General features: G+C 65.1%; 20 protein-coding genes. 7 read left to right on the forward strand and 13 right to left on the reverse strand.

From position 1 onward, the window contains the following. Positions 1 to 5 precede the first annotated feature (5 nt). From rpmA to proB, 3 genes are all read left to right on the forward strand, one after another. Positions 6 to 263 carry a 50S ribosomal protein L27 gene (gene rpmA / locus AC1DX2_RS16210; protein WP_477197385.1) on the forward strand — a complete coding sequence of 86 codons (258 nt, stop codon included), beginning with the start codon at positions 6 to 8 and terminating at the stop codon, positions 261 to 263. Positions 264 to 497: 234 nt separating this feature from the next. Beyond that, positions 498 to 1559 (forward strand): Obg family GTPase CgtA, encoded by a 1062-nt coding sequence (cgtA, locus tag AC1DX2_RS16215; RefSeq protein ID WP_477197386.1) that lies wholly within the window; start codon positions 498 to 500, stop codon positions 1557 to 1559. Between the two features lie 9 nt (positions 1560 to 1568). Further along, positions 1569 to 2732 carry a glutamate 5-kinase gene (gene proB, locus AC1DX2_RS16220; protein ID WP_477197387.1) on the forward strand — a complete coding sequence of 388 codons (1164 nt, stop codon included), beginning with the start codon at positions 1569 to 1571 and terminating at the stop codon, positions 2730 to 2732. Between the two features lie 36 nt (positions 2733 to 2768). Here proB and AC1DX2_RS16225 read toward each other — a convergent pair whose 3' ends face one another. Continuing rightward, on the reverse strand, positions 2769 to 3428 hold the full coding sequence (locus AC1DX2_RS16225; RefSeq protein ID WP_477197388.1) for an RNA pyrophosphohydrolase: 660 nt from the start codon (positions 3426 to 3428) through the stop codon (positions 2769 to 2771). Between the two features lie 94 nt (positions 3429 to 3522). On the opposite strand from AC1DX2_RS16225, the gene AC1DX2_RS16230 reads away from it, so the two are divergent. Continuing rightward, complete coding sequence (locus tag AC1DX2_RS16230) at positions 3523 to 5268, forward strand: proline--tRNA ligase (protein WP_477197389.1); 1746 nt, start codon at positions 3523 to 3525, stop codon at positions 5266 to 5268. Beyond that, positions 5265 to 5903 carry a lytic transglycosylase domain-containing protein gene (locus AC1DX2_RS16235; RefSeq protein ID WP_477197390.1) on the forward strand — a complete coding sequence of 213 codons (639 nt, stop codon included), beginning with the start codon at positions 5265 to 5267 and terminating at the stop codon, positions 5901 to 5903. The genes AC1DX2_RS16230 and AC1DX2_RS16235 overlap by 4 nt, the downstream gene beginning before the upstream one ends. Positions 5904 to 5915: 12 nt before the next feature. Here AC1DX2_RS16235 and AC1DX2_RS16240 read toward each other — a convergent pair whose 3' ends face one another. The 6 genes from AC1DX2_RS16240 to hemA all read right to left on the reverse strand — a co-directional run bounded on the left by AC1DX2_RS16240 (position 5916) and on the right by hemA (position 11573). After that, a complete protein-coding gene (locus tag AC1DX2_RS16240) occupies positions 5916 to 6833 on the reverse strand; it encodes a cation diffusion facilitator family transporter (protein WP_477197391.1) in 918 nt (305 codons plus the stop codon). A gap of 149 nt (positions 6834 to 6982) precedes the next feature. Next, positions 6983 to 7765 carry a transporter gene (locus tag AC1DX2_RS16245; protein ID WP_477197392.1) on the reverse strand — a complete coding sequence of 261 codons (783 nt, stop codon included), beginning with the start codon at positions 7763 to 7765 and terminating at the stop codon, positions 6983 to 6985. Positions 7766 to 7850: 85 nt separating this feature from the next. Further along, positions 7851 to 8180 (reverse strand): Grx4 family monothiol glutaredoxin, encoded by a 330-nt coding sequence (gene grxD, locus AC1DX2_RS16250; RefSeq protein ID WP_477197393.1) that lies wholly within the window; start codon positions 8178 to 8180, stop codon positions 7851 to 7853. A 32-nt stretch (positions 8181 to 8212) separates the two neighbouring features. Then, complete coding sequence (prmC, locus tag AC1DX2_RS16255; protein ID WP_477197394.1) at positions 8213 to 9049, reverse strand: peptide chain release factor N(5)-glutamine methyltransferase; 837 nt, start codon at positions 9047 to 9049, stop codon at positions 8213 to 8215. Between the two features lie 31 nt (positions 9050 to 9080). Further along, the gene (gene prfA, locus AC1DX2_RS16260; RefSeq protein ID WP_477197395.1) at positions 9081 to 10178 is read right to left on the reverse strand and encodes a peptide chain release factor 1; all 1098 of its coding nucleotides are present in this window, start codon (positions 10176 to 10178) and stop codon (positions 9081 to 9083) included. Positions 10179 to 10313: 135 nt separating this feature from the next. Further along, positions 10314 to 11573 carry a glutamyl-tRNA reductase gene (gene hemA / locus AC1DX2_RS16265; protein ID WP_477197396.1) on the reverse strand — a complete coding sequence of 420 codons (1260 nt, stop codon included), beginning with the start codon at positions 11571 to 11573 and terminating at the stop codon, positions 10314 to 10316. A 91-nt stretch (positions 11574 to 11664) separates the two neighbouring features. Between hemA and AC1DX2_RS16270 the strand changes: the two genes are divergently transcribed. Together AC1DX2_RS16270 and AC1DX2_RS16275 are read left to right on the forward strand one after the other, a co-directional pair. Beyond that, on the forward strand, positions 11665 to 11934 hold the full coding sequence (locus tag AC1DX2_RS16270; protein ID WP_477197397.1) for a hypothetical protein: 270 nt from the start codon (positions 11665 to 11667) through the stop codon (positions 11932 to 11934). A 116-nt stretch (positions 11935 to 12050) separates the two neighbouring features. Next, the gene (locus AC1DX2_RS16275) at positions 12051 to 12530 is read left to right on the forward strand and encodes an FKBP-type peptidyl-prolyl cis-trans isomerase (protein ID WP_477197398.1); all 480 of its coding nucleotides are present in this window, start codon (positions 12051 to 12053) and stop codon (positions 12528 to 12530) included. A 302-nt stretch (positions 12531 to 12832) separates the two neighbouring features. Here AC1DX2_RS16275 and AC1DX2_RS16280 read toward each other — a convergent pair whose 3' ends face one another. The 6 genes from AC1DX2_RS16280 to ugpB all read right to left on the reverse strand — a co-directional run bounded on the left by AC1DX2_RS16280 (position 12833) and on the right by ugpB (position 20181). Further along, positions 12833 to 14905, reverse strand: a complete 2073-nt coding sequence (locus AC1DX2_RS16280) for an adenylate/guanylate cyclase domain-containing protein (protein ID WP_477197399.1) — start codon at positions 14903 to 14905, stop codon at positions 12833 to 12835. A 232-nt stretch (positions 14906 to 15137) separates the two neighbouring features. Further along, the gene (gene ugpQ / locus AC1DX2_RS16285; RefSeq protein ID WP_477197400.1) at positions 15138 to 15896 is read right to left on the reverse strand and encodes a glycerophosphodiester phosphodiesterase; all 759 of its coding nucleotides are present in this window, start codon (positions 15894 to 15896) and stop codon (positions 15138 to 15140) included. Further along, entirely contained in the window at positions 15893 to 16903 is a 1011-nt protein-coding gene (gene ugpC, locus AC1DX2_RS16290) for a sn-glycerol-3-phosphate ABC transporter ATP-binding protein UgpC (RefSeq protein WP_477197401.1), read from the reverse strand. Before ugpC ends, ugpQ begins: the two co-directional genes overlap by 4 nt. 59 nt (positions 16904 to 16962) lie before the next feature. Further along, positions 16963 to 17811, reverse strand: a complete 849-nt coding sequence (gene ugpE, locus AC1DX2_RS16295) for a sn-glycerol-3-phosphate ABC transporter permease UgpE (RefSeq protein ID WP_477197402.1) — start codon at positions 17809 to 17811, stop codon at positions 16963 to 16965. A 33-nt stretch (positions 17812 to 17844) separates the two neighbouring features. Further along, on the reverse strand, positions 17845 to 18726 hold the full coding sequence (gene ugpA, locus AC1DX2_RS16300; protein WP_477197403.1) for a sn-glycerol-3-phosphate ABC transporter permease UgpA: 882 nt from the start codon (positions 18724 to 18726) through the stop codon (positions 17845 to 17847). 144 nt (positions 18727 to 18870) lie between these two features. Continuing rightward, a complete protein-coding gene (ugpB, locus tag AC1DX2_RS16305) occupies positions 18871 to 20181 on the reverse strand; it encodes a sn-glycerol-3-phosphate ABC transporter substrate-binding protein UgpB (protein ID WP_477197404.1) in 1311 nt (436 codons plus the stop codon). Between the last annotated feature and the right edge of the window lie 99 nt (positions 20182 to 20280).

Here is a 20280-nt window from a genome sequence, read left to right on the forward strand (position 1 = left end):
AGGTCATGGCACAGAAAAAAGGCGGCGGCTCTACGCGAAACGGGCGCGATTCCAAGCCCAAGATGCTCGGCGTGAAGGCTTTCGGCGGTGAGTTGATCAGCGCCGGCTCCATCATCGTGCGCCAGCGTGGCACCAAGTTCCACCCCGGCACCAACGTCGGCTTGGGCAAGGACCACACGCTGTTCGCCCTGGTGGACGGCCACGTGTCCTTCACCGAGAAGGGCGCGCTGAACAAGCACACCGTGAACGTGACGGCGGCCTGAGGATTTTCCTCTGCCCCCACACGAAACCCTGCGCCTCAGCGCAGGGTTTTTCATTTCTGACCCCTTGCGGGACAGACCGAAAGCCGCGAAGCGGGTAAGCTCTGCCCTCGGAGCCTGAGAATTTGCGGGACAGACCGTCGCCCACGCAGTGGGTAAGCTCTGTCCCCAGAGCCTGATAATTTGCGGGACAGACCGTAGCCCACGCAGTGGGCAAGCTCTGTCCTCAACACTCATATGAAATTCGTAGACGAAGCCTTCATCGACATCGCCGCCGGCGATGGCGGCAACGGCTGCGTGTCGTTCCGGCACGAGAAGTACAAGGAGTTCGGCGGCCCCGACGGCGGTGACGGCGGCCGTGGCGGCCACGTCTATGCGGTGGCCGACTCCAACCTGAACACGCTGGTGGACTTCCGCTACGCGCGCCGTTACGAGGCCAAGCGCGGCCAGCACGGCATGGGCTCGGACATGTTCGGCGTCGCCGCCGATGACATCACGCTGAAGATGCCGGTGGGCACCATCATCTCCGACGCCGAGACCGGCGAAGTGCTGTACGAGTTGCTGGTGCCTGGTGAAGTCATCACCATCGCCAAGGGTGGCGACGGCGGCTTTGGCAACCTGCGCTTCAAGAGCGCCATCAACCGCGCCCCGCGGCAAAAGACGCCCGGCTGGCCCGGTGAGAAGAAAAACCTGAAGCTGGAGCTGAAGGTGCTGGCCGACGTGGGCCTGCTGGGCATGCCCAACGCCGGCAAGTCCACGCTGATCACCGCCATCTCGAACGCCCGCCCGCGCATCGCCGACTACCCCTTCACCACCCTGCACCCCAATCTGGGCGTGGTGCGGGTGGGGCCGGAGCAGAGCTTCGTGGTTGCCGACCTGCCCGGGCTGATCGAAGGCGCCTCCGAAGGTGCCGGGTTGGGCCACCTGTTCCTGCGTCACCTGCAGCGCACCCGGCTGCTGCTGCACGTGGTGGACATGGCGCCATTCGACGAGTCGGTGGACCCGGTGGCGCAGGCCAAGGCCATCGTGGGCGAACTGAAGAAATACGACAAGGCGCTGTACGACAAGCCGCGCTGGCTGGTGCTCAACAAGCTGGACATGGTGCCCGCCGAGGAGCGCGAGGCGCGGGTGAAGGACTTCGTCAAGCGCATGCGCTACAAAGGCCCGGTGTTCGAGATTTCCGCGCTCACCCACGAGGGCTGCCAGATGCTGATCAAGGCGGTGTACCAGCAGGTGCATGCCCAGCAGGTCAAGGAGCAACCGGTGACCGAGGTGGATCCGCGCTTCGTCGAGCGCTAGGCTGCCCCGATGAGCATGACTTCCGGATCCAGCGTGCTGCGCCATGCCCGGCGCATTGTGGTCAAGGTCGGCTCCAGCCTGGTCACCAACGAAGGCCGGGGCCTGGACGAAGCGGCCATCGGCGAATGGTGCCGTCAACTGGCGGTGCTGGTGAAGGGCGAAGGCGGGGGTGACGCCGAGAGCGGCCGGCGCGAACTCATCATGGTGTCCAGCGGTGCCATTGCCGAGGGCATGAAGCGCCTGGGCTGGAGCACCCGCCCGCACGAAATCAACGAGCTGCAGGCCGCCGCCGCCGTCGGCCAGATGGGCCTGGCGCAGATGTACGAAACCAAACTGCGCCAGCACGGCCTGGGCAGCGCCCAGGTGCTGCTGACGCATGCCGATCTGGCTGACCGCGAGCGCTACCTGAACGCCCGCTCCACACTGCTGACGCTGATCAAGCTGGGCGTGGTGCCGGTGATCAACGAGAACGACACCGTGGTCAACGACGAAATCAAGTTCGGTGACAACGATACCCTGGGCGCGCTGGTGGCCAACCTGGTGGAAGCCGACGCCTTGGTCATCCTGACCGACCAGAAAGGCCTGTTCACGGCCGACCCGCGCCGGGACCCGGCGGCGCAATTTGTGCATGTGGGCCAGGCCGGCGACCCGGCGCTGGAGGCCATGGCCGGTGGCGCCGGCTCCAGCCTGGGGCGCGGCGGCATGATCACCAAGATCCTGGCAGCCAAGCGCGCCGCCGGCTCAGGGGCTTCCACCGTTATCGCCTGGGGCCGCGAGCCCGATGCGCTGGTGCGCCTGTCGCGCGGCGAGGCCATTGGCACGCTGCTGGTGGCCCAGACGGCCAAGCAGCAGGCGCGCAAGCAGTGGATGGCCGACCACCTGCAACTGCGTGGCTCGGTCACCGTCGATGCCGGCGCCGTGGCCAAGCTGCGCGACGAGGGCAAGAGCCTGCTGCCCATTGGCATGACGGCGGTGGAGGGTGACTTTTCGCGCGGCGACGTCATCGCTGTGCGGGATCCGCAGGGGCAGGAAATCGCCCGCGGCCTGGCCAATTACGCCAGCAGCGAGGCCCGGCTGATCTTGCGCAAGCCGTCCAGCGAATTCGAAAAGTTGCTGGGCTATGTGGCCGAGCCCGAGATGCTGCACCGGGACAACCTGGTCCTGACGCGCTGAGTCGCGTCAGGACACGTGGGCCGGCTGTCTCAGGGTTCAGTGGTCATGCTTGATGCCGGGATACCGGACCGGGCCACCAGCCGGTGGCTGCGGCTCAAACGTGGCGCCAGGTGGCAGTTCCATGGCTGCAGGCAGCATGTCCCCCGAGGGCAGAGAGGGCGCAGTGGCATACTCGCCATCGCGCTGGCGCGTGCCCTGGCGCAGAAAACGGTTGCGGTGGTCGTTGCGCGGCAGATACCGCGCCAATTCGGTCAGCGCCATTTCATAGACGCCGCGTTTGAATTCCACCACCACATCCAGCGGTACCCAGTAGTCGTTCCAGCGCCAGGCGTCGAACTCAGGGTGGTCGGTGGCGCGCAGGTTCAAATCCCAGTCGTGGCCGACCAGTTGCAGCAGGTACCAGATCTGCTTCTGGCCCTTGTAATGGCCGCGCGCATCCCGCCGAATGAAGCGGTCAGGCACTTCGTAGCGCAACCAGTCGCGGGTACGGGCAACAATGCGCACATGCTCGGGCGCTAGCCCGACCTCTTCGTGGAGTTCCCGGAACATGGCCTGCTCGGGGGTTTCGCCCCGGTCAATGCCACCCTGCGGAAACTGCCAGGAATGGGTGCGTATGCGCTTGCCCCAGAATACCTGGTTTTTCTGGTTGAGCAGGACGATGCCGACGTTCGGCCTAAAGCCGTCCCGGTCAAGCATAATCAAACCCCAATTTTTAAACTGATTCCATTATGCACAGCGTCAGCCATGCATCAAGGGGGTCAACCTCCTGTCAAGCCGCACCGACCCGCCGATGAAAGCCTCTAATTTCTTCATTTCCACCCTCAAAGAGGCACCTGCCGACGCCGAAGTGGCCAGCCACCGGTTGATGATGCGCGCCGGCATGATCAAGAAGCTGGGTGCCGGCATTTACACCTACATGCCCATGGGCCTGCGCGTGATCCGCAAGGTGGAGGCCATCGTGCGTGAGGAGATGAACCGCGCCGGTGCGGTGGAGTTGACCATGCCGGTGATACAGCCGGCCGAGCTGTGGCAGGAGACCGGCCGCTTCGAGACCAATGGCCCCGAGCTGCTGCGCATCAAGGACCGGCACGAGCGCGACTACATCGTGCAGCCCACCAGTGAAGAGGTGATCACCGACATCGGCCGGCAGGAATTCCGCAGTTACAAACAATTGCCGAAGAACCTGTACCAGATCCAGACCAAGTTCCGCGACGAGCGCCGCCCGCGCTTCGGCCTGATGCGCGGGCGCGAGTTCACCATGAAGGACGCCTACAGCTTCGACAAGGACCTGGAAGGTGCCAAGCAAAGCTACCGCATCATGAGCGACGCCTACCGCCGCATCTTCGACCGCTTCGGCCTGCGCTACCGCGCGGTGGCGGCCGACAGCGGCGCGATTGGCGGGGACACCAGCGAGGAATTCCAGGTCATCGCCGCCACCGGCGAGGACGCCATCGTCTACTGCCCCGACAGCAGCTATGCCGCCAACATGGAGAAGGCCGAGGCGCTGGCGCCGGCAGGTCCGCGTGCTGCGGCCACCCAGGCCTTGACCAAAACGCCGACGCCGGGCAAGAGCACCTGCGAAGACGTGGCGGCGCTGCTGGGTCTGCCGCTGGCGCGCACCGTGAAGTCGCTGGTGCTGGCCACTGAGCAGCTGGACGAGCGTGGCGAGGTCGCCAAGGTGCAGGTCTGGCTGTTGCTGCTGCGCGGTGACCACGACTTGAACGAGATCAAGGCCAGCAAGGTGCCGGGGCTGGACCATGGTTTCCGTTTTGCCTCCGTGCCCGAGATCGAGGCGCATTTTGGCTGCAAGCCCGGCTACCTGGGCCCGCTGAACCTGCAGCAACCGGTGAAGCTGGTGGTGGACCGCGAAGTGGCCGTGCTGGCCGACTGGGTGTGCGGCGCCAACGAGGTGGACCACCACCTGACCGGCGTCAACTGGGGCCGCGACCTGCCCGAACCGACCTTGGTGGCTGATTTGCGCAATGTGGTGGCCGGCGACCCGTCGCCGGATGGCCAGGGCGTGCTCGCCATTGAGCGCGGCATCGAGGTGGGCCATGTGTTCGTGCTGGGCACCAAGTACAGCAAGCCGATGAACGCCACCTTCCTGGACGAGAACGGCAAGCCGCAGTTCCTGGAGATGGGGTGTTACGGCATTGGCATCACCCGCCTGCCGGCCGCGGCGATTGAGCAGAACCACGATGAGCGCGGCATCATCTGGCCTGACGCGCTGGCGCCGTTCACCGTGGTGCTGTGCCCCATTGGCCCGGACCGCAGCCCCGACGTGAAAGCCGCGGCCGACAAGTTGTACGGCGAATTGCTGGCTGCCGGGGCGGACGTGATCCTGGACGACCGCGGCGAGCGCCCCGGTGCCATGTTTGCCGACTGGGAACTGATAGGCGTGCCGCACCGGGTGGTGATTTCCGACCGTGGCATCAAAGAGGGACAGTTCGAGTACCAGGGCCGGCGCGACGCTGCCGCCACCAAAGTGGCGGTGGCTGAGGTGTTGGGCTTCATCCAGTCCAAGCTGGCTGCATGAGGCATCCAGACCGGCGGGCCTGCCTGCTGTCGCTGGCCGCTGGCCTGGGGATGCTGGGGTGGCAGCAGCCGGCCCGCGCCGGCGCCCAGGTCGAGGAGCCGCTGGCTGATTCGGTGCGCACGGCTTTGAGCTCGGCCATTGCCAACAGTGCGCCACCGGTGCCGGTGTTTGCCGACACCGAAGCCCGCCTGGCCTACCTGCGTTGGCTGGGCGCCATGAGCGAACGGCTGAAGAAGAAGAAGCCCGAATGGAACGTGCGCAAGGAGTTCCTGCAGACCATCTGGTATGAGAGCCGGCGCGCCGGCCTGGATACCGCTCTGGTGCTGGGGCTGGTGCAGGTGGAGAGCAATTTCCGCAAATTTGCCGTCTCGAGTGTGGGCGCACGCGGCTACATGCAGGTGATGCCGTTCTGGACCCGCGTGCTCAGCGCCCCGGGCGATGCCAGCATGCTGTTCCACATGCAGACCAACCTGCGCTTTGGCTGCGTGATCCTGCGCCACTACCTGGACGTGGAGAAAGGCAACCTCTTCATGGCCCTGGGCCGCTACAACGGTTCGCGCGGCAAGGCGCCGTATCCGGATGCGGTCTTGGCGGCCAGCAAGAACTGGGAATTCGCGCCCGCCAAGCCAGCTTGATTGTTAACCGGCTCAGTGGTGGTGGGCGTGCGCATGCGCGGGTGGCATCGCCGCGCGTGGTGGCGCCTTGCTCAGCGCACACGCCTGTTCAGTGGCAGCCAGCGCGATCTGCACGGTGCTGTGGTGGATGGCGAAGCGCTCCTTCAGTGTCTCGCTGACCTCGCGCATGAAGGCGTCGCCCGGGTGGCCTGCCGGCATCACCACCTGCACCGTCAACGCGTTCTCGGTGGTGCTCAGGCCCCACACATGCAGGTCGCAGACGTCGGCCACGCCGTGCAGTTGGCGCAGGTAAGCCTCCACCGCGACCACATCCACTTGTTCCGGCACGGCGTTGAGCGCCAACTGTGCCGATTCGCGCAGCAGGTTCCAGGTGCCCACCACGATGACCAGCACGACCCCCAAGCTGACCACCGGGTCCAGCCACTGCCAGCCGGTGAACAGGATGGCCACGCCGGCCAGTGCCACGCCCAGCGAAATGGCAGCGTCGGCCGCCATGTGCAGATAGGCCCCGCGTATGTTCAGGTCGTCCTTGGCGCCGCGCATGAACAGCCAGGCCGACACGCCGTTGACCACGATGCCAACCGCCGCCACCACACTGACTGTCAACCCCTGCACCTCGGGCGGTGCATGGATGCGTCCCACCGCCTCCCAAGCGATGGCGCCGCAGGCCAGCAGCAGCAGCATGGCATTGGCCAGCGCCGCCAGGATGGAGGCGCCGCGCAGCCCGTAGCTGTAGCGCTGGCTGGCCTGGCGCCGTTCCAGCGCGATGGCGCCCCAGGACAGCAGCAGGCCCAGCACGTCTGACAGGTTGTGGCCGGCGTCGGCCATCAGCGCGGTGGAGTTGGCGACGAAACCGAAGGCGAATTCGATGGCCACGAACAGCGTGTTCAGCACCACGGCGATGGCAAAGGCTTTTTGGTGGCCGTCCACCGGCGCGTGGTGATGGTGGTGGTGCCCGGCATGGCCATGGCCTCTATGGGCGTGGCCTGCGTGCTCGTGCTCGTGCTCGTGATCGTGATCGTGATCGTGATCGTGATCGTGATCGTGATCGTGGTGGCTGTGCTGTCCCATGCGCGGCCTCAGAACAGCTTGGCGACCGGAAACACCACGCCGGCAAAGACCGAGGTGGTGCCGGGGTGGGGCTGGAAGGCCCGGGCCACGCCGATGTCAAAAGTCAGCCGCTTGCTGGGGCTGTAGGTCAGCGCGCTCAACAGTTGCGCGCTGTTGGCCACGCCACTGCGGTGCGTGCCGGACAACTCGCCGTTGATGCCCCATTGCTCCGACAGCGCGGTGGAGAACGAAGTCGACCAGCCCACTTGCGTGCGCCCTGTGCCAGGGTCGGCCGCACCGAGCCGGGTGGCGTTCAGGTTGGCATCCATGTGCAGCGCACCCAGGTCTTTGCTGAGGATGGTGTTGACCGTGTAATCGGCCTTGCCGCTGCCCAGGGTGTCACCGGCAGTGGGCAGCTTGGCGCCGAATTCCATGCCCCAAGCGGTGGCGTCGTCCACGATCCAGGCGCGCTTGAGCACCAGCGTGGTGTCGCCGCCACCCTGGCTCTTGCCGCCGGCGTCGCTGGTGGCAATGCTGGCTTCGCCACCCAGCAACAGCCCCCATTCCTTGCTGAAGGCCAGCTTGAGCTGGTAGGGCAGGCTGTTGCGCTGGGCGCCGGGGCTGGCCTGGTGCAGGCCGCCCAACTCCAGCTCCAATTGGCCCACGGCGGGCAATTGCGCCGGGCTGGAAACGGAGGGGCGGTAGGGGGTGATGGCGTCTGGTTCATCGGCCGCCAGCGCGACGGATGAGGCCAGCGCCATTGCCAATGAGAAAGCCGCCGCGCGCGGCAGGAAGCAGGTGAGAGATGTCATGGCAAGCAGTGCCTAAGGGCCTGCTTGCATTGTGGCAGATGCCTGCTGCGCCTTGTGTAAAGCGCGCGCCCAGGCCGGTTGGCGTTCAGCTGGCGTTGCCGCCCAGCACCTGCTGCAATTCGCCGGACTCGTACATCTCCATCATGATGTCCGAGCCGCCGACGAATTCGCCACGCACATACAACTGCGGGATGGTGGGCCAGTTGCTGTAGCTCTTGATGCCCTGGCGGATCTCGTCGTCTTCCAGCACGTTGACGGTTTTCACCGCCTTGGTGTCCACGCCGCAGGCTTTCAAAATCTGGATCGCGCGGCCGGAGAAGCCGCATTGCGGAAAACTGGCATTGCCCTTCATGAACAGCAGGACCTCGTTGCCCTTCACCAGTTCATCAATACGTTGTTGGCTGTTGTCGCTCATGTTGAAAACTCCTGAATCTCTCTTGGGGTGGATTATTTCACTGTTGGCCATTGGCCGCCGGAGCAGCGCGCGATGCCGGCCAGGTCTTTGCGGCTTTGTACCTCGTTAAAGCCGGCGTTGGCCAGCAAGGCGCGCACGGCGTCGGCCTGGTCGTGGCCATGTTCGAGCAGCAACCAGCCGCCGGAGTTCACATGGTCAGGGGCTTGCTGGATGATTTTTCGTATCGCATCCAGGCCGTCTTTGCCAGAAGTCAGTGCTTGCTCCGGTTCATGTCGCAGCGCCGGCAGATGGTGGTCGCCGTCGGCAATGTAGGGCGGGTTGGACACGATGGCGTCAAACCGCCCGGAGGTCATGCTGAGCCAGTCGCCCTGGCTGAAGGCGACATCCAGCCGCAGGCGCTGGGCGTTGGTCTGCGCCACGGCCAGCGCGTCGGCACTGGCGTCCAGCGCGCTGACCCGCAGCTGCGGCCGCGTGGCTTTCAGCGCCAGCGCGATGGCGCCGCTGCCGCAGCCCAGGTCCACCACGCTGCCCTCGGCGTGGGGTGCCAGCACCTGCAGCGCCCAGTCCACCAGGGTCTCGGTGTCTGGTCGCGGCACCAGCACGCGCGCGTCTACCTGCAAGTCCAGGCCGAAGAATTCCTTGTGGCCGGTCAGGTAGGCCAGCGGCTCGCCAGCCGCGCGGCGGCTGGCCAGTGCCAGCAGCGCCTGCTGGCGGGTGGGTGGCAGCGGGTCGGCGTCATGCGCCAGCAGCCAGGCCCGCTCGGCTGCTGGGCGGCCCAGCACATGCAGCAGCAACAGTTGGGCGTCCAGCCGCTCCAGGCCCAGGGCCTGGGTGGCGCTCAAGGCCTGGGCGATGCTGAGGGTGCTCATGGTGGCTTAGTACGGAACTGGCGGACCGGCCTCACGGCGTGGCCAGTTCCAGTTCGGCCAATTGCTCGGCTTCGCGCGCGTGGCGCAGCGCCTGCAGCACTTCACCCAGGTCGCCTTCCATGATGAACAACAGCTTGTACAGCGTCAGGTTGATGCGGTGGTCGGTCAACCGGCCCTGCGGAAAGTTGTAGGTGCGTATGCGGTCGCTGCGGTCGCCGCTGCCCACCAAGCCCTTGCGCATGGCGGCGTCCTTGGCGGCCTGCTCCGAGCGTTCTTTTTCCTGGATGCGGGCTGACAGCACCTGCAGGGCCTTGGCCTTGTTGCGGTGCTGCGAGCGGTCGTCCTGGCACTCGGCCACGATGCCGGTGGGGATGTGGGTGATGCGCACCGCCGAATCGGTCTTGTTGATGTGCTGGCCGCCGGCACCGCTGGCGCGGTAGGTGTCTATGCGCAAATCCGCCGGGTTGATCTGCACCGCCACCGCCTCGTCCGGCTCAGGCAGCACCGCCACCGTGCAGGCGCTGGTGTGGATGCGCCCCTGGGTTTCGGTGGCCGGCACGCGTTGCACCCGGTGGCCGCCGGACTCGAAGCGCAGCGCGCCATACACGCCGGCGCCCTCGATGCGCAGCACCACTTCCTTGTAGCCGCCCAGCTCACTCGGAGACTCGCTGATCAGCTCGGTCTTCCAGCCCTGGCGTTCGAAGTAGCGGGTGTACATGCGCAGCAAGTCACCGGCAAACAGTGCCGACTCGTCGCCGCCGGTGCCGGCGCGGATTTCCAGAAAGGCGTTGCGGGCGTCGTCGGGGTCCTTGGGCAGCAGCAGACGCTGCAGTTCGTCTTCCAGTGTGGCCAGCTCAGCCTGTGCCGATTCGATTTCCTCTTGCGCCATGGCGGCCATGTCGGCGTCGTCAGCGGCACCGGCCTGCAGTTCCCGGGCTGCGGCCAGGTCGCCCTCGCGCTGCTGGTAGCGGGCGTAACGGCCGGCGATCTGCGTCACCTCCGAGTGCTCGCGCGACAGTACCAGGAACTGGCTCATGTCCTTCATGATGTCCTCGCGCGACAGCAGGAACTCCAGCTCGCCCAGGCGGTTGGCGTAGCGTTCGAGCTGGTGGCGGAGGAAGGTTTTCATGGGGTACCGTGCGCAAAGGGTTCGTGGGGGCTTCGACAGGCTCAGCCCGAACGGGCTGGTGTGCGTGCGCGGGGTTGGAACACCAACCGTTCACCCTGAGCTTGTCGAAGGGCGAGTCCGCGCAGTCGAGCTCCGCTAACGCTCTTTGCGCAGGAAGAAGTGCTGAATGGCCGTGCCGGCACGCTCGCGCGCCTGCGCGTCGCCAGCATGCAGCTCGGCCAGCGCGCCATGCAGCATCTTTTGCGTCAGGCCCTTGGACAGCGCGTCCAGCACCGCTTCCACATCCTGCCCCTTGGCCAGCAGCTTGCGGGCGCGGGAAATCTCGGCCTGGCGCCACTCGTCGGCCTGGGCGTTCAGGCGCTGGATCAGCGGCACATTGCCGCGCTGGTCCACCCAGTGCATGAAGCTTTGCACGCCGGCATCGATGATGACCTCGGCCTGCGCCACCGCTGCCTGGCGGTTGGCCTGACCGGTCTGCACCACGGCGGCCAGGTCGTCCACGGTGTACAGGTAGACGTCTTGCAGCTTCTTCACCTCGGGTTCGATGTCGCGCGGCACCGCCAGGTCCACCATCAGCATGGGGCGGTGGCGGCGTGCCTTCAGCGCCCGCTCCACCGCGCCCAGGCCAATCAGCGGCAGGGTGCTGGCGGTGCAGCTGACCACGGCGTCGAACTCGTGCAGGCGCGCCGGCAGCTCGGCCAGGCGCATCACCTCGGCGCCGAAGCGCGAGGCCAGCGCCTCGCCGCGGTCCAGCGAACGGTTGGCAATGGTCATGCCGCGCGGCTTGCGGGCGGCGAAATGGGTGGCGGCCAGTTCGATCATCTCGCCAGCACCGACAAACAGCACCCGGATGTCGGACAGGTCTTCGAACAACTGGCCAGCCAGGCGCACCGTGGCGGCCGCCATGCTGATGGAGTGGGCGCCGATCTCGGTGCTGGTGCGCACCTCCTTGGCCACCGCGAACGAGCGCTGGAACAGCTGGTTCAGCGTACTGCCCAGGGCGCCGGCCTCTTCGGCCATGCGCACGGCATCCTTCATCTGCCCCAGGATCTGCGCCTCACCCAGCACCATGGAATCCAGCCCGCTGGCGACGCGAAAAGCGTGGCGCGCCGCGTGGTCGTCGTGCAGGGTATAGGCATGGCCGCGCAACTGCTGGGCCGAGACACGGCCGCTGTGCGCCAGCCAGTCCACCATGGGTTCCAACTCCATGTGATCACCGGCGCCATAGATTTCGGTGCGGTTGCAGGTGGAGATGATGGCCGCCTCGGCACTGCGTGACAAGGCGCCGCGCAGGCCGTGCAAAGTAGGCTGCAACTGGTCCAGCGCAAAGGCAAACCGGCCCCGCAGATCGAGCGGAGCGGTCGTGTGGTTGATGCCTAATGCCCAGACTGCCATCCCGGGATTATAAAATTTGCGCCACACCCCCGATTGACGGGGGTCAATTGCCACCGGCCCGGCCCTTTTTCATCTAACCACCCATCCATCCATGAGCGCCCTGGACCTGTTGGACCACGCCCTGAATTTCGCCGCCCCTGCGCTCGCCGTGGCGCTGCTGCTGGCGCTGGGCGGGCGCTTCATTTTCAGCCGCCACGCCCGGCGCCATGGCTTCTGGACCCAGGTGCTGGTGAATGGCGGGGTGGGGCTGGCGGCGCTGTTGGCGGGGCTGTGGTGGTTCGGCAACGACGGCAAGATGGCCAGCTACGCGGCGCTGGTGCTGTGCTGCGCCAGCAGCCAGTGGTGGCTGTCGCGCCGTTGAAAGATCGGACAGGCATGACCGTTTGCCAGCGTACCTGTGCTCGGGCGGCCTAGAATCGGCGCTCAATCCGGCAGGCTGGCGGCGCCCCGTCCAGGCCGGCCCAACGAAAGCCCCAGATGAAAATTACCAAGAACACCGTGGTCAGCCTGCGCTACAAGCTGATGGACCCCAAAGGCAAGCTGATCGAGGAAAGCCGCCAGCCCATGGTGTACCTGCATGGCGGTTACGACAACATCTTCCCCAAGATCGAGGCGGCGGTGGACGAGCGCATGCCCGGCTACCAGGCCACCGTCGAACTGCACCCGCAAGACGCCTTTGGCGAGCGTGACGAAAGCCTGCTCAAGACCGTGCCGCGCGCCAACCTGCCCAGCCCGGTCAAGGTGGGCATGCAATTGCGGGGCGGCGAGAACGAAGCCGGCCAGCCGCTGATCTTCACCGTGATGGAGGTCAAGAAGGACGATGCCGTGCTGGACGGCAACCACCCCCTGGCCGGCAGGGAACTGCGTTTTGGGCTGACCGTGGTGGACGTGCGGGCCGCCACCGAGGAGGAAATTGCCCACCGCCATGTGCATGGGCCGCATGGGCATCACCATTGACGCCAAAGGTAAGTCTCTACTGGGTCGCCTCAAGGGGATTTGAGGCCTCCTCACGCTGATAGGTAGGTTTCCCCAGTGGATACCAAATGGTTGCGCCACCGGCAAATACGGTGCCCTTGTCGGACTTTCGGCTAAGGCGGCAAAGTGCCCAAAGCAGCCATTCGTCAGAGCAGACTGAATATCTGGCTCATGTTGCAAGTGATCAAAAACTTCTTGCTGCTCAGGCCCAATCGATTCTGACAACATCACGGCCTAGCCAATTCTGAGGGGTATGCCAGCGCGCTGCGCTATGGCCCGAGTACTTACCCAAGTACCCGGCCTTCAACAAAGTACATGTCTATATGCCCTTTGCCCTTGGCATCCACCTTGCCACGGTAGTTGCAGTGGTAGTCGTGGCGTATCAGGTCGTAGGTATAGGCAGAGACGTTCACCTTGCCCTCCTCACCAGAGCTTTCCATGCGTGAGGCCACGTTGACCGTGTCCCCCCAGATGTCAAAGGCGTATTTGCGCTTGCCCACCACGCCGGCCACCACCGGGCCGGAGTGCACGCCTATGCGCAGCGCCCATTTGAAAGCGGCCTGCTGGTTGCGCTGCTCCAGGTAGGCAAGCATACGCAAGCTAGCCTGCACGCAACGCTGGGCATGATCGGCACAGGGCTTGGGCAGGCCGGCAGCGGCCATGTAGGCGTCGCCAATGGTCTTGATCTTTTCTACGCCGCAGTCATCGGTAATGTCGTCAAACGCGGCGAAAATTTCGTTGAGCTCGGCCACCATGCGGTCCGCCGGCATGGTGGCCACCGCCTGCGTGAAACCGCTGAAGTCGGTGAACAGGATGGTGGCGGACTCATGCCGCGCCGGGCGCGCACTGCCGGTGGCGGACAGTTCCTGCGCCAGCTCTACCGGCAGGATGTTGTGCAGCAGGTCCTGGTTGCGCGTCAGCAGGGTTTGGGTGCGGGTCTGCTCGGCCTGCAGTTCCTCGGTACGCAGCACAACCTTGGCCTCCAATTGCTGTGCGGACTGCTGCAGCGCCTGCACCAGTTGGGCCTGGGCGGCGGCCTTTTCTTCCTGCGCTCGGGCCTTGGCCCGGCGCTCCTGGTTGTAGCGGTCCGCCAGCGCCAGCGACATGACGATGAGTTCAAACGCCGAGGCCCACATGACCAGCGACAGATCAGCCTGCTTGCCCATGGCCTGCACGGCACCTGAGCCTATGGAGTTGACGATCAGCGGCGCCCAGGCGTAGCAAATGAACTTGGCTTGGCGGTTGCCGGCCCAGGTCAGCCGCGCGACGCCGGCGGCGACGGCCAGCACGAACATGACATACACCGCCGAATGGAACTTGCTGATGGCGTGCATCAGCGGCCATTGCGTGTTGGTGACATGCAGCGCGGTCAGCGTGATGTTCACGGCCCAGGACACGCCAGCGATGGCGAGGCACACGACCACAAAACGGTGCAGCCGCGGCAGCGCCTGACGCAGGCCGGTGAAGCGCACGATGAACAGCAGGGGGAAATAGGCCGCCACGGCGATTGAGGCGATCCAGCTGATCTGCTCAAACACCGGCCAGTTGGGCCAGAAGTAGGCAAACGCATAGCCATAGCCCCCTGCTCCCGAGCACACTGACCACACCACCGACAGCAGTGAGGCTACGTACAGCAGGTAGTTGACATCGCGTATGGAGAAGAACAGCAGCAGGTTGAACAGGCCCAGCGCGCCCGCCATGCCCAGGTACAGCAGCCACTGGGTCTTGTCGTTCTCCATCCGCGCGCTGTAGGTGGCGGGCTGCCACAGACGCGGTGCCACAGCCAGGATGGAAAATCCGGTGGAGCGCGCACGCAAGTAGATGTCGGCGGTCTGGCCTGCCGACAGCGTGACAGGGAACACAAAGTCCGCCGTGGGCAGTGGCCGGTTGGCAAACGGGCGGCCGGAACTGGCCGACTGGTGCGCATAGCGGCCGGTGGCATCGGGAACGTACAGGTCCAACTCCTGCAACTTGCGGTTACCCGTATCCAACCACCAGGTCACGGGCATGCCAGCGGTATTGGCAACGCGCATGCGAAGCCAGTAAGCGGATGTGGTGTAGCCAACGCGCGGGCTGCGGGGCTGAAAGCGGCCGGCATTCGGCAGGCTCTGCACATCGGCCAACGTGAGTGCGCCTGTCGGGTCTTCCAACATCCAGACGGAGGCAGCGAGATCTGCCCCTTCTGGCCCTGGGCTGACCGGCACGGGGGCGGGTTGCGCCATGCTTGGCGATATGCTGGCGCCCCACAGCAGGAGCGCAAGTAAGACGGCGCGCGGGGAGGATGCCAAGGTCATCAAGTGCGGGAATCTAATGCAGCGCGTGTATTCCGTCAAATCCAAGCGCTGGATTGTGCACATCCAGGACTTGCAGAATGGCTTGCCAAAAAAATGATCCAGCTGCGTCGCGGGTGCCAATTGATTGAGCTGCGGTACGCCTGCTCATTGTTCACTTATGGTCGAAATGCGAACTTCGATGATTCGATCTCAACGCCTCAAAGCCGACATCCAATCGCCCGGAGATCGCGGCGCCCGAGGTTAGAGAGCATGGGGATAGCTACCGAATGGCGCCCTCGGGGCTGCGGGTACACGCCTACTCCGCCGGTGAGAACAAGTCCACCCGGTCGGTGATGAGGCCGTCCGTGTCCAGTGCGATCAGCCGCTGGGCCGCCCATTCGTCGTTCACCGTGTAACTCAGCGTGCGCAGGCCGGCGCTCTTGGCCTGCGCCACGGTGTGCGGGTCCCACAGCGCGTGGTTGCAGACCACAGCCACGCACCCCAGTTCGAGCGCCGTGGGCAACCAGCCGGGCCACAGCGTGTCCAGCAGCAGGCCGCGCGGCAGTGCCGGCGCGGCGGCGCGGGCACCGTGCAGCGCCTCGACCTGAAACGACGTCAGCAGCGGCGGCACCCCGGCGCCCTGCCACAGGCGGGCAGCATGGCTGGCCACCACTTCGCCGGTGTGGCGCTCGGTGCCCGGCGTGGGCTTGATCTCGATGTTCAGCAGGTAGTCGTTCTTCAGGCAGAAGCGCGCGATGTTCTCCAGCGTGGGCAGGGGCTCGCCGGCATAGGTGCGCGAATGCCAACTGCCGGCGTCCAGCTGGCTCAGCGTTGCCCAGGGGAGGTCACCGCCCACGGCAGAGGGGAGTGACAGCCCGGCGGCGTTGGTGGTGCGCGCCAGCGTGGCGTCGTGCATCAGGAAAGGCACGCCGTCGGCGCTCAGCTTGGCGTCGCACTCGAACATGCGGTAGCCGTGGCTGGCGCCCAGGCGAAAGGCGGCCAGCGTGTTTTCGGGCGCCAGCTTGCCGGCACCCCGGTGGGCCACCCAGCGCGGGTACGGCCAGGGGGCGATCACTGGCGTTGCCCGGTGGCGGCGTCAAACCAATGCAGCCGGTCGGGCTGCGCCAGCACGTGAATGTTGGCGCCTAGGGCCGGCACCGGCGCGCTTTCTTCAATGCGCACGATCAGCATGTCACCGCCCTCAAGCAGCCGGCCGTAGACCAGGCGCTCGGCGCCCAGCATTTCCACCGTCTCCACCTGCACCGCCCAGCCGTCGTTGGCGATGGCCAGGTGCTCCGGCCGCACGCCCAGGATGCTGCCGGCCTTGCCACCCGGTGCGTGGTGCAGCAGGTTCATGGGTGGTGAGCCTATGAAGCTGGCGACGAAGGTGGTGGCCGGGCGGCTGTACACCTCTTCCGGCGTGCCGAACTGCTCCATGCGGCCGGCGTTCATCACGATCATGCGCTGCGCCAGCGTCATGGCTTCCACCTGGTCATGGGTGACGAACAGCGAGGTGATGCCCAGCTCGCGGTGCAGTTTCTGGATCTCGAGCCGGGTCTGGGCGCGCAGCTTGGCATCCAGGTTGGACAGCGGCTCGTCGAACAGGAACACCTGCGGCTGGCGCACGATGGCGCGTCCCATGGCCACGCGCTGGCGCTGCCCGCCCGACAGTTCGCGCGGTTTGCGGTGCAGGTAGTTGCCCAGCTCCAGGATCTTGGCGGCCTTGTCCACCCGCGTCTTGATCTCGTCCACCGGCACTTTGGCGATCTTCAGGCCATAGGCCATGTTGTCGAACACCGTCATGTGCGGGTACAGCGCATAGTTCTGGAACACCATGGCGATGTCGCGCTCGGACGGCTCCAGGTTGTTGACCACCCGCTCGCCGATGCAGATGTCGCCACCGCTGATTTCCTCCAGCCCGGCCACCATGCGCAGCAGCGTGGACTTGCCGCAGCCCGAAGGGCCGACGATGACGATGAACTCGTGGTCCTGGATTTCGGCATTGACGCTGTGCAGCACCTGCACCTGGGTCTTGCCGGCGCCGTAGCGCTTGACGACGTTTTTTAAAGAGATGGATGCCATAGTTTTTTAATCAGTTGGCGACAGAGCAACGCTTCGCGTTGGTCTGTCCCGCAAAGTAATTACTTCTCCGAGTCCACCAACCCTTTGACAAACCACTTCTGCATCAGCACCACCACCAGCGCAGGCGGCAGCATGGCCAGGATGGCGGTGGCCATCACCACGTTCCATTCGTTGGCGGCGTCACCACCGGCCAGCATGCGCTTGATGCCGATCACCACCGGGTACATGTCCTCGCTGGTGGTCACCAACAGCGGCCACAGGTACTGGTTCCAGCCGTAGATGAACTGGATCACGAACAGTGCCGCCATCGAGGTCTTGGACAGCGGCAGCAGGATGTCCTTGAAGAAGCGCATGGGCCCCGCGCCGTCCATGCGCGCGGCTTCCACCAGCTCGTCGGGTACGGTCAGGAAGAATTGGCGGAACAAAAAGGTGGCGGTGGCCGAGGCGATCAGCGGAATGGTCAGGCCGGCGTAGCTGTTGAGCATGCCCAGGTCGGACACCACCTTGTAGGTGGGGCTGATGCGCACCTCCACCGGCAGCATCAGCGTGACGAAGATGGCCCAGAAGAACAACTGCTTCGCCGGGAAGCGGAAATACACGATGGCAAACGCCGACAGCAGCGAAATGGTGATCTTGCCGAAGGTGATGACCAGCGCCGTCACCAGGCTGATCCACATCATGCGCCCCACTGGCGCGGTGGAGTTGCTGCCCACGCCGCCCAGCAGCGCGTCGCGGTAGGTCTCCCACATGTGGCTGCCCGGCAGCATGGGCATGGGCGCGGCGATGATCTCCTGCGACGTGTGGGTGGAGGCCACGAAGGCCAGGTACAGCGGGAAGGCGACGATGAGCACGCCCAGAATCATCACGGCGTGCGCGAGGATGCCCAGTGTGGCGCGGCGCTCAACCATGGCGGATGTCCTGCAGGTGTTGCAAGTGCGTCATCAGTACTGCACCTTTTTTTCGACATAGTGGAACTGGGCCACGGTGAGCGCGATGACGATCACCATCAGCACCACCGATTGCGCGGCCGAGCCGCCCAGGTCGCCGTTCTTGAAACCGTCGTGGTAGACCTTGTAGACCAGGATCATGGTGTCGCGCCCCGGCCCGCCGTGGGTGGAGGCGTCCACGATGGCGAAGGTGTCGAAGAAGGCGTACACCACGTTGATCACCAACAGGAAGAAAGTGGTGGGCGACAAGAGCGGGAACTGGATGGTCCAGAAGCGTCGCCACGGCCGCGCGCCGTCAATCGCGGCGGCTTCGATCAGCGACTTCGGGATGGACTGTAGCCCGGCCAGGAAGAACAGGAAGTTGTAGGAAATCTGCTTCCAGATCGCCGCCATCACGATCAGCCCCATGGCCTGGTTGGAGTTCAGCAGGTGGTCCCACTCGATGCCGATGTTGCGCAACCCATAGGCCACCACACCCAGTGCCGGCGAGAACATGAAGATCCACAGCACACCCGCCACCGCCGGCGCCACGGCGTAGGGCAGTATCAGCAGGGTCTTGTAGAACATGGCGCCGCGCACGATGCGGTCGGCAAACACCGCCAGCAGCAGCGCCAGGCCGATGCCCAGCACCGCCACCAGCACCGAAAACAGCGCAGTGATCTTGAACGATTCCAGGTAGGCGTCGTCAGCGAACAGCGTCTTGAAGTTGTCGAACCCCACCCATTCGGTGGAGGTGCCGAAGGCGTCCTGCAGCTGGAAGGATTGCAGCAGCGCCTGCGCCGCAGGCCAGAAGAAAAACACCAGCACCACCGTCATCTGCGGGGCCAGCAAGGCCCAGGGCAGCCAGGGCGAACGGAACAGGACGCGTTTTTCCATGGCTCAGTGGCTCCCCGGCCGGGTGTTGGCAAAGGGGCTGGAAATGTTGTGCATACGTGCCATGGGCTGAGACTATAAACCGCGAAGCCCCGCCAAACGAGATGGACGGGGCTTCACTTGCCAGGGGTGCGTGCCCCCGGTGACTTACTTGTTGGCTTTCTGGAAGCGCTCCAACTGCTCATTACCGCGCTGTATCGCGGTTTCCAGGGCTTCCTTGGGTTGCTTCTTGCCGCTCCAGATCTGCTCGGTTTCCTCGTCGATGATGGTGCGAATCTGGTTGAAATTGCCCAGGCGCACGCCGCGCGACTTGTCGGTGGTCTTGCGGATCATCTGCGTCACCGCCACATCGGTGCCGGGGAACTGCTTGTAGAAGCCGGACTTCTCCGTCATTTCATACGCCGCAGTGGTGATGGGCAGGTAGCCGGTGCGCTTGTGGCTGGCCGATTGCACGTCGGCCTTGGACAGGTAGTTGAAGAACGCGGCCACACCCTTGTACTCTTCCGCCTTCTTACCGTTCATCACCCACAGGCTGGCGCCACCAATGACCGTGTTCTGCGGCGCGCCGGCCACGTCCGGGTAGTAGGGCAGGGGGGCGATGCCATAGGCGAACTTGGCCTCCTTGCTGACGCGTGCGTACAGGCCCGAAGAGCCGGTGATCATGGCGCACTCACCCGAGGGGAAGGTCACGTCGGCAGCGTTGGCGCGGCCCTTGTAGACAAACAGGCCCTGCTTGGCCATGTTGGCCAGGTTGTCAAAGTGGCGCAGGTGCAGCGGCGAGTTGAAGGCCAGGCGTGCCGACGGTCCGCCAAAGCCGTTGTTTTGCGTCGCGAACAAGGTGTTGTGCCAGGTGGAGAAGCTCTCCAGCTGCGTCCAGCTGATCCAGCTGCTGGTGAAGGGGCAGCGGTGGCCGCTGGCTTTCAGCTTGGCGGCAGCCAGCGCCACTTCGGGCCAGGTGGAGGGGGCCTTGTTCGGGTCAAGGCCGGCGGCCTTGAAGGCGTCCTTGTTGTAATAGAAGATGGTGGTAGAGCTGTTGAACGGGAAGCTCAGCATCTGGCCGTTGGGCGCGGTGTAGTAGCCGGCCACTGCGGGGATGTAGGCCTTGGGGTCGAACTTGGCGCCGCCCTGGGTCATCACCTCGCCCACCGGCTTGATGGCGCCCTTGGCCGCCATCATGGTGGCGGTGCCCACTTCATAGACCTGCAGGATGTGCGGTGCATTGCCGGCGCGGAAGGCCGCCACAGCCGCGGTCATGGATTCGTCATAGGTGCCCTTGTAGGTGGGCAGCACCTTGTAGTCCTTCTGGCTGGCGTTGAATTCCTTCGCCAGGTCGTTGACCCAGTCGCCCAGCGGGCCGGACATGGCGTGCCACCACTGGATTTCAACCGGCGCGGGCTGGGCTTGTGCTGACAGCGCGAATGCCGACAACAGCGCGGCAATGCCAAGACGGAGTTTCATAGGTATCCCCCAAAGTGTTCTGAGTCTGAAAAAGAAAGTGCGAGCCTAGGCCCCGAATATGTCAGCGGCATTTAACACCGATGACAAGCCACCGACCAT

The organism is Hylemonella sp. P2_B10 (genome assembly GCF_056404875.1).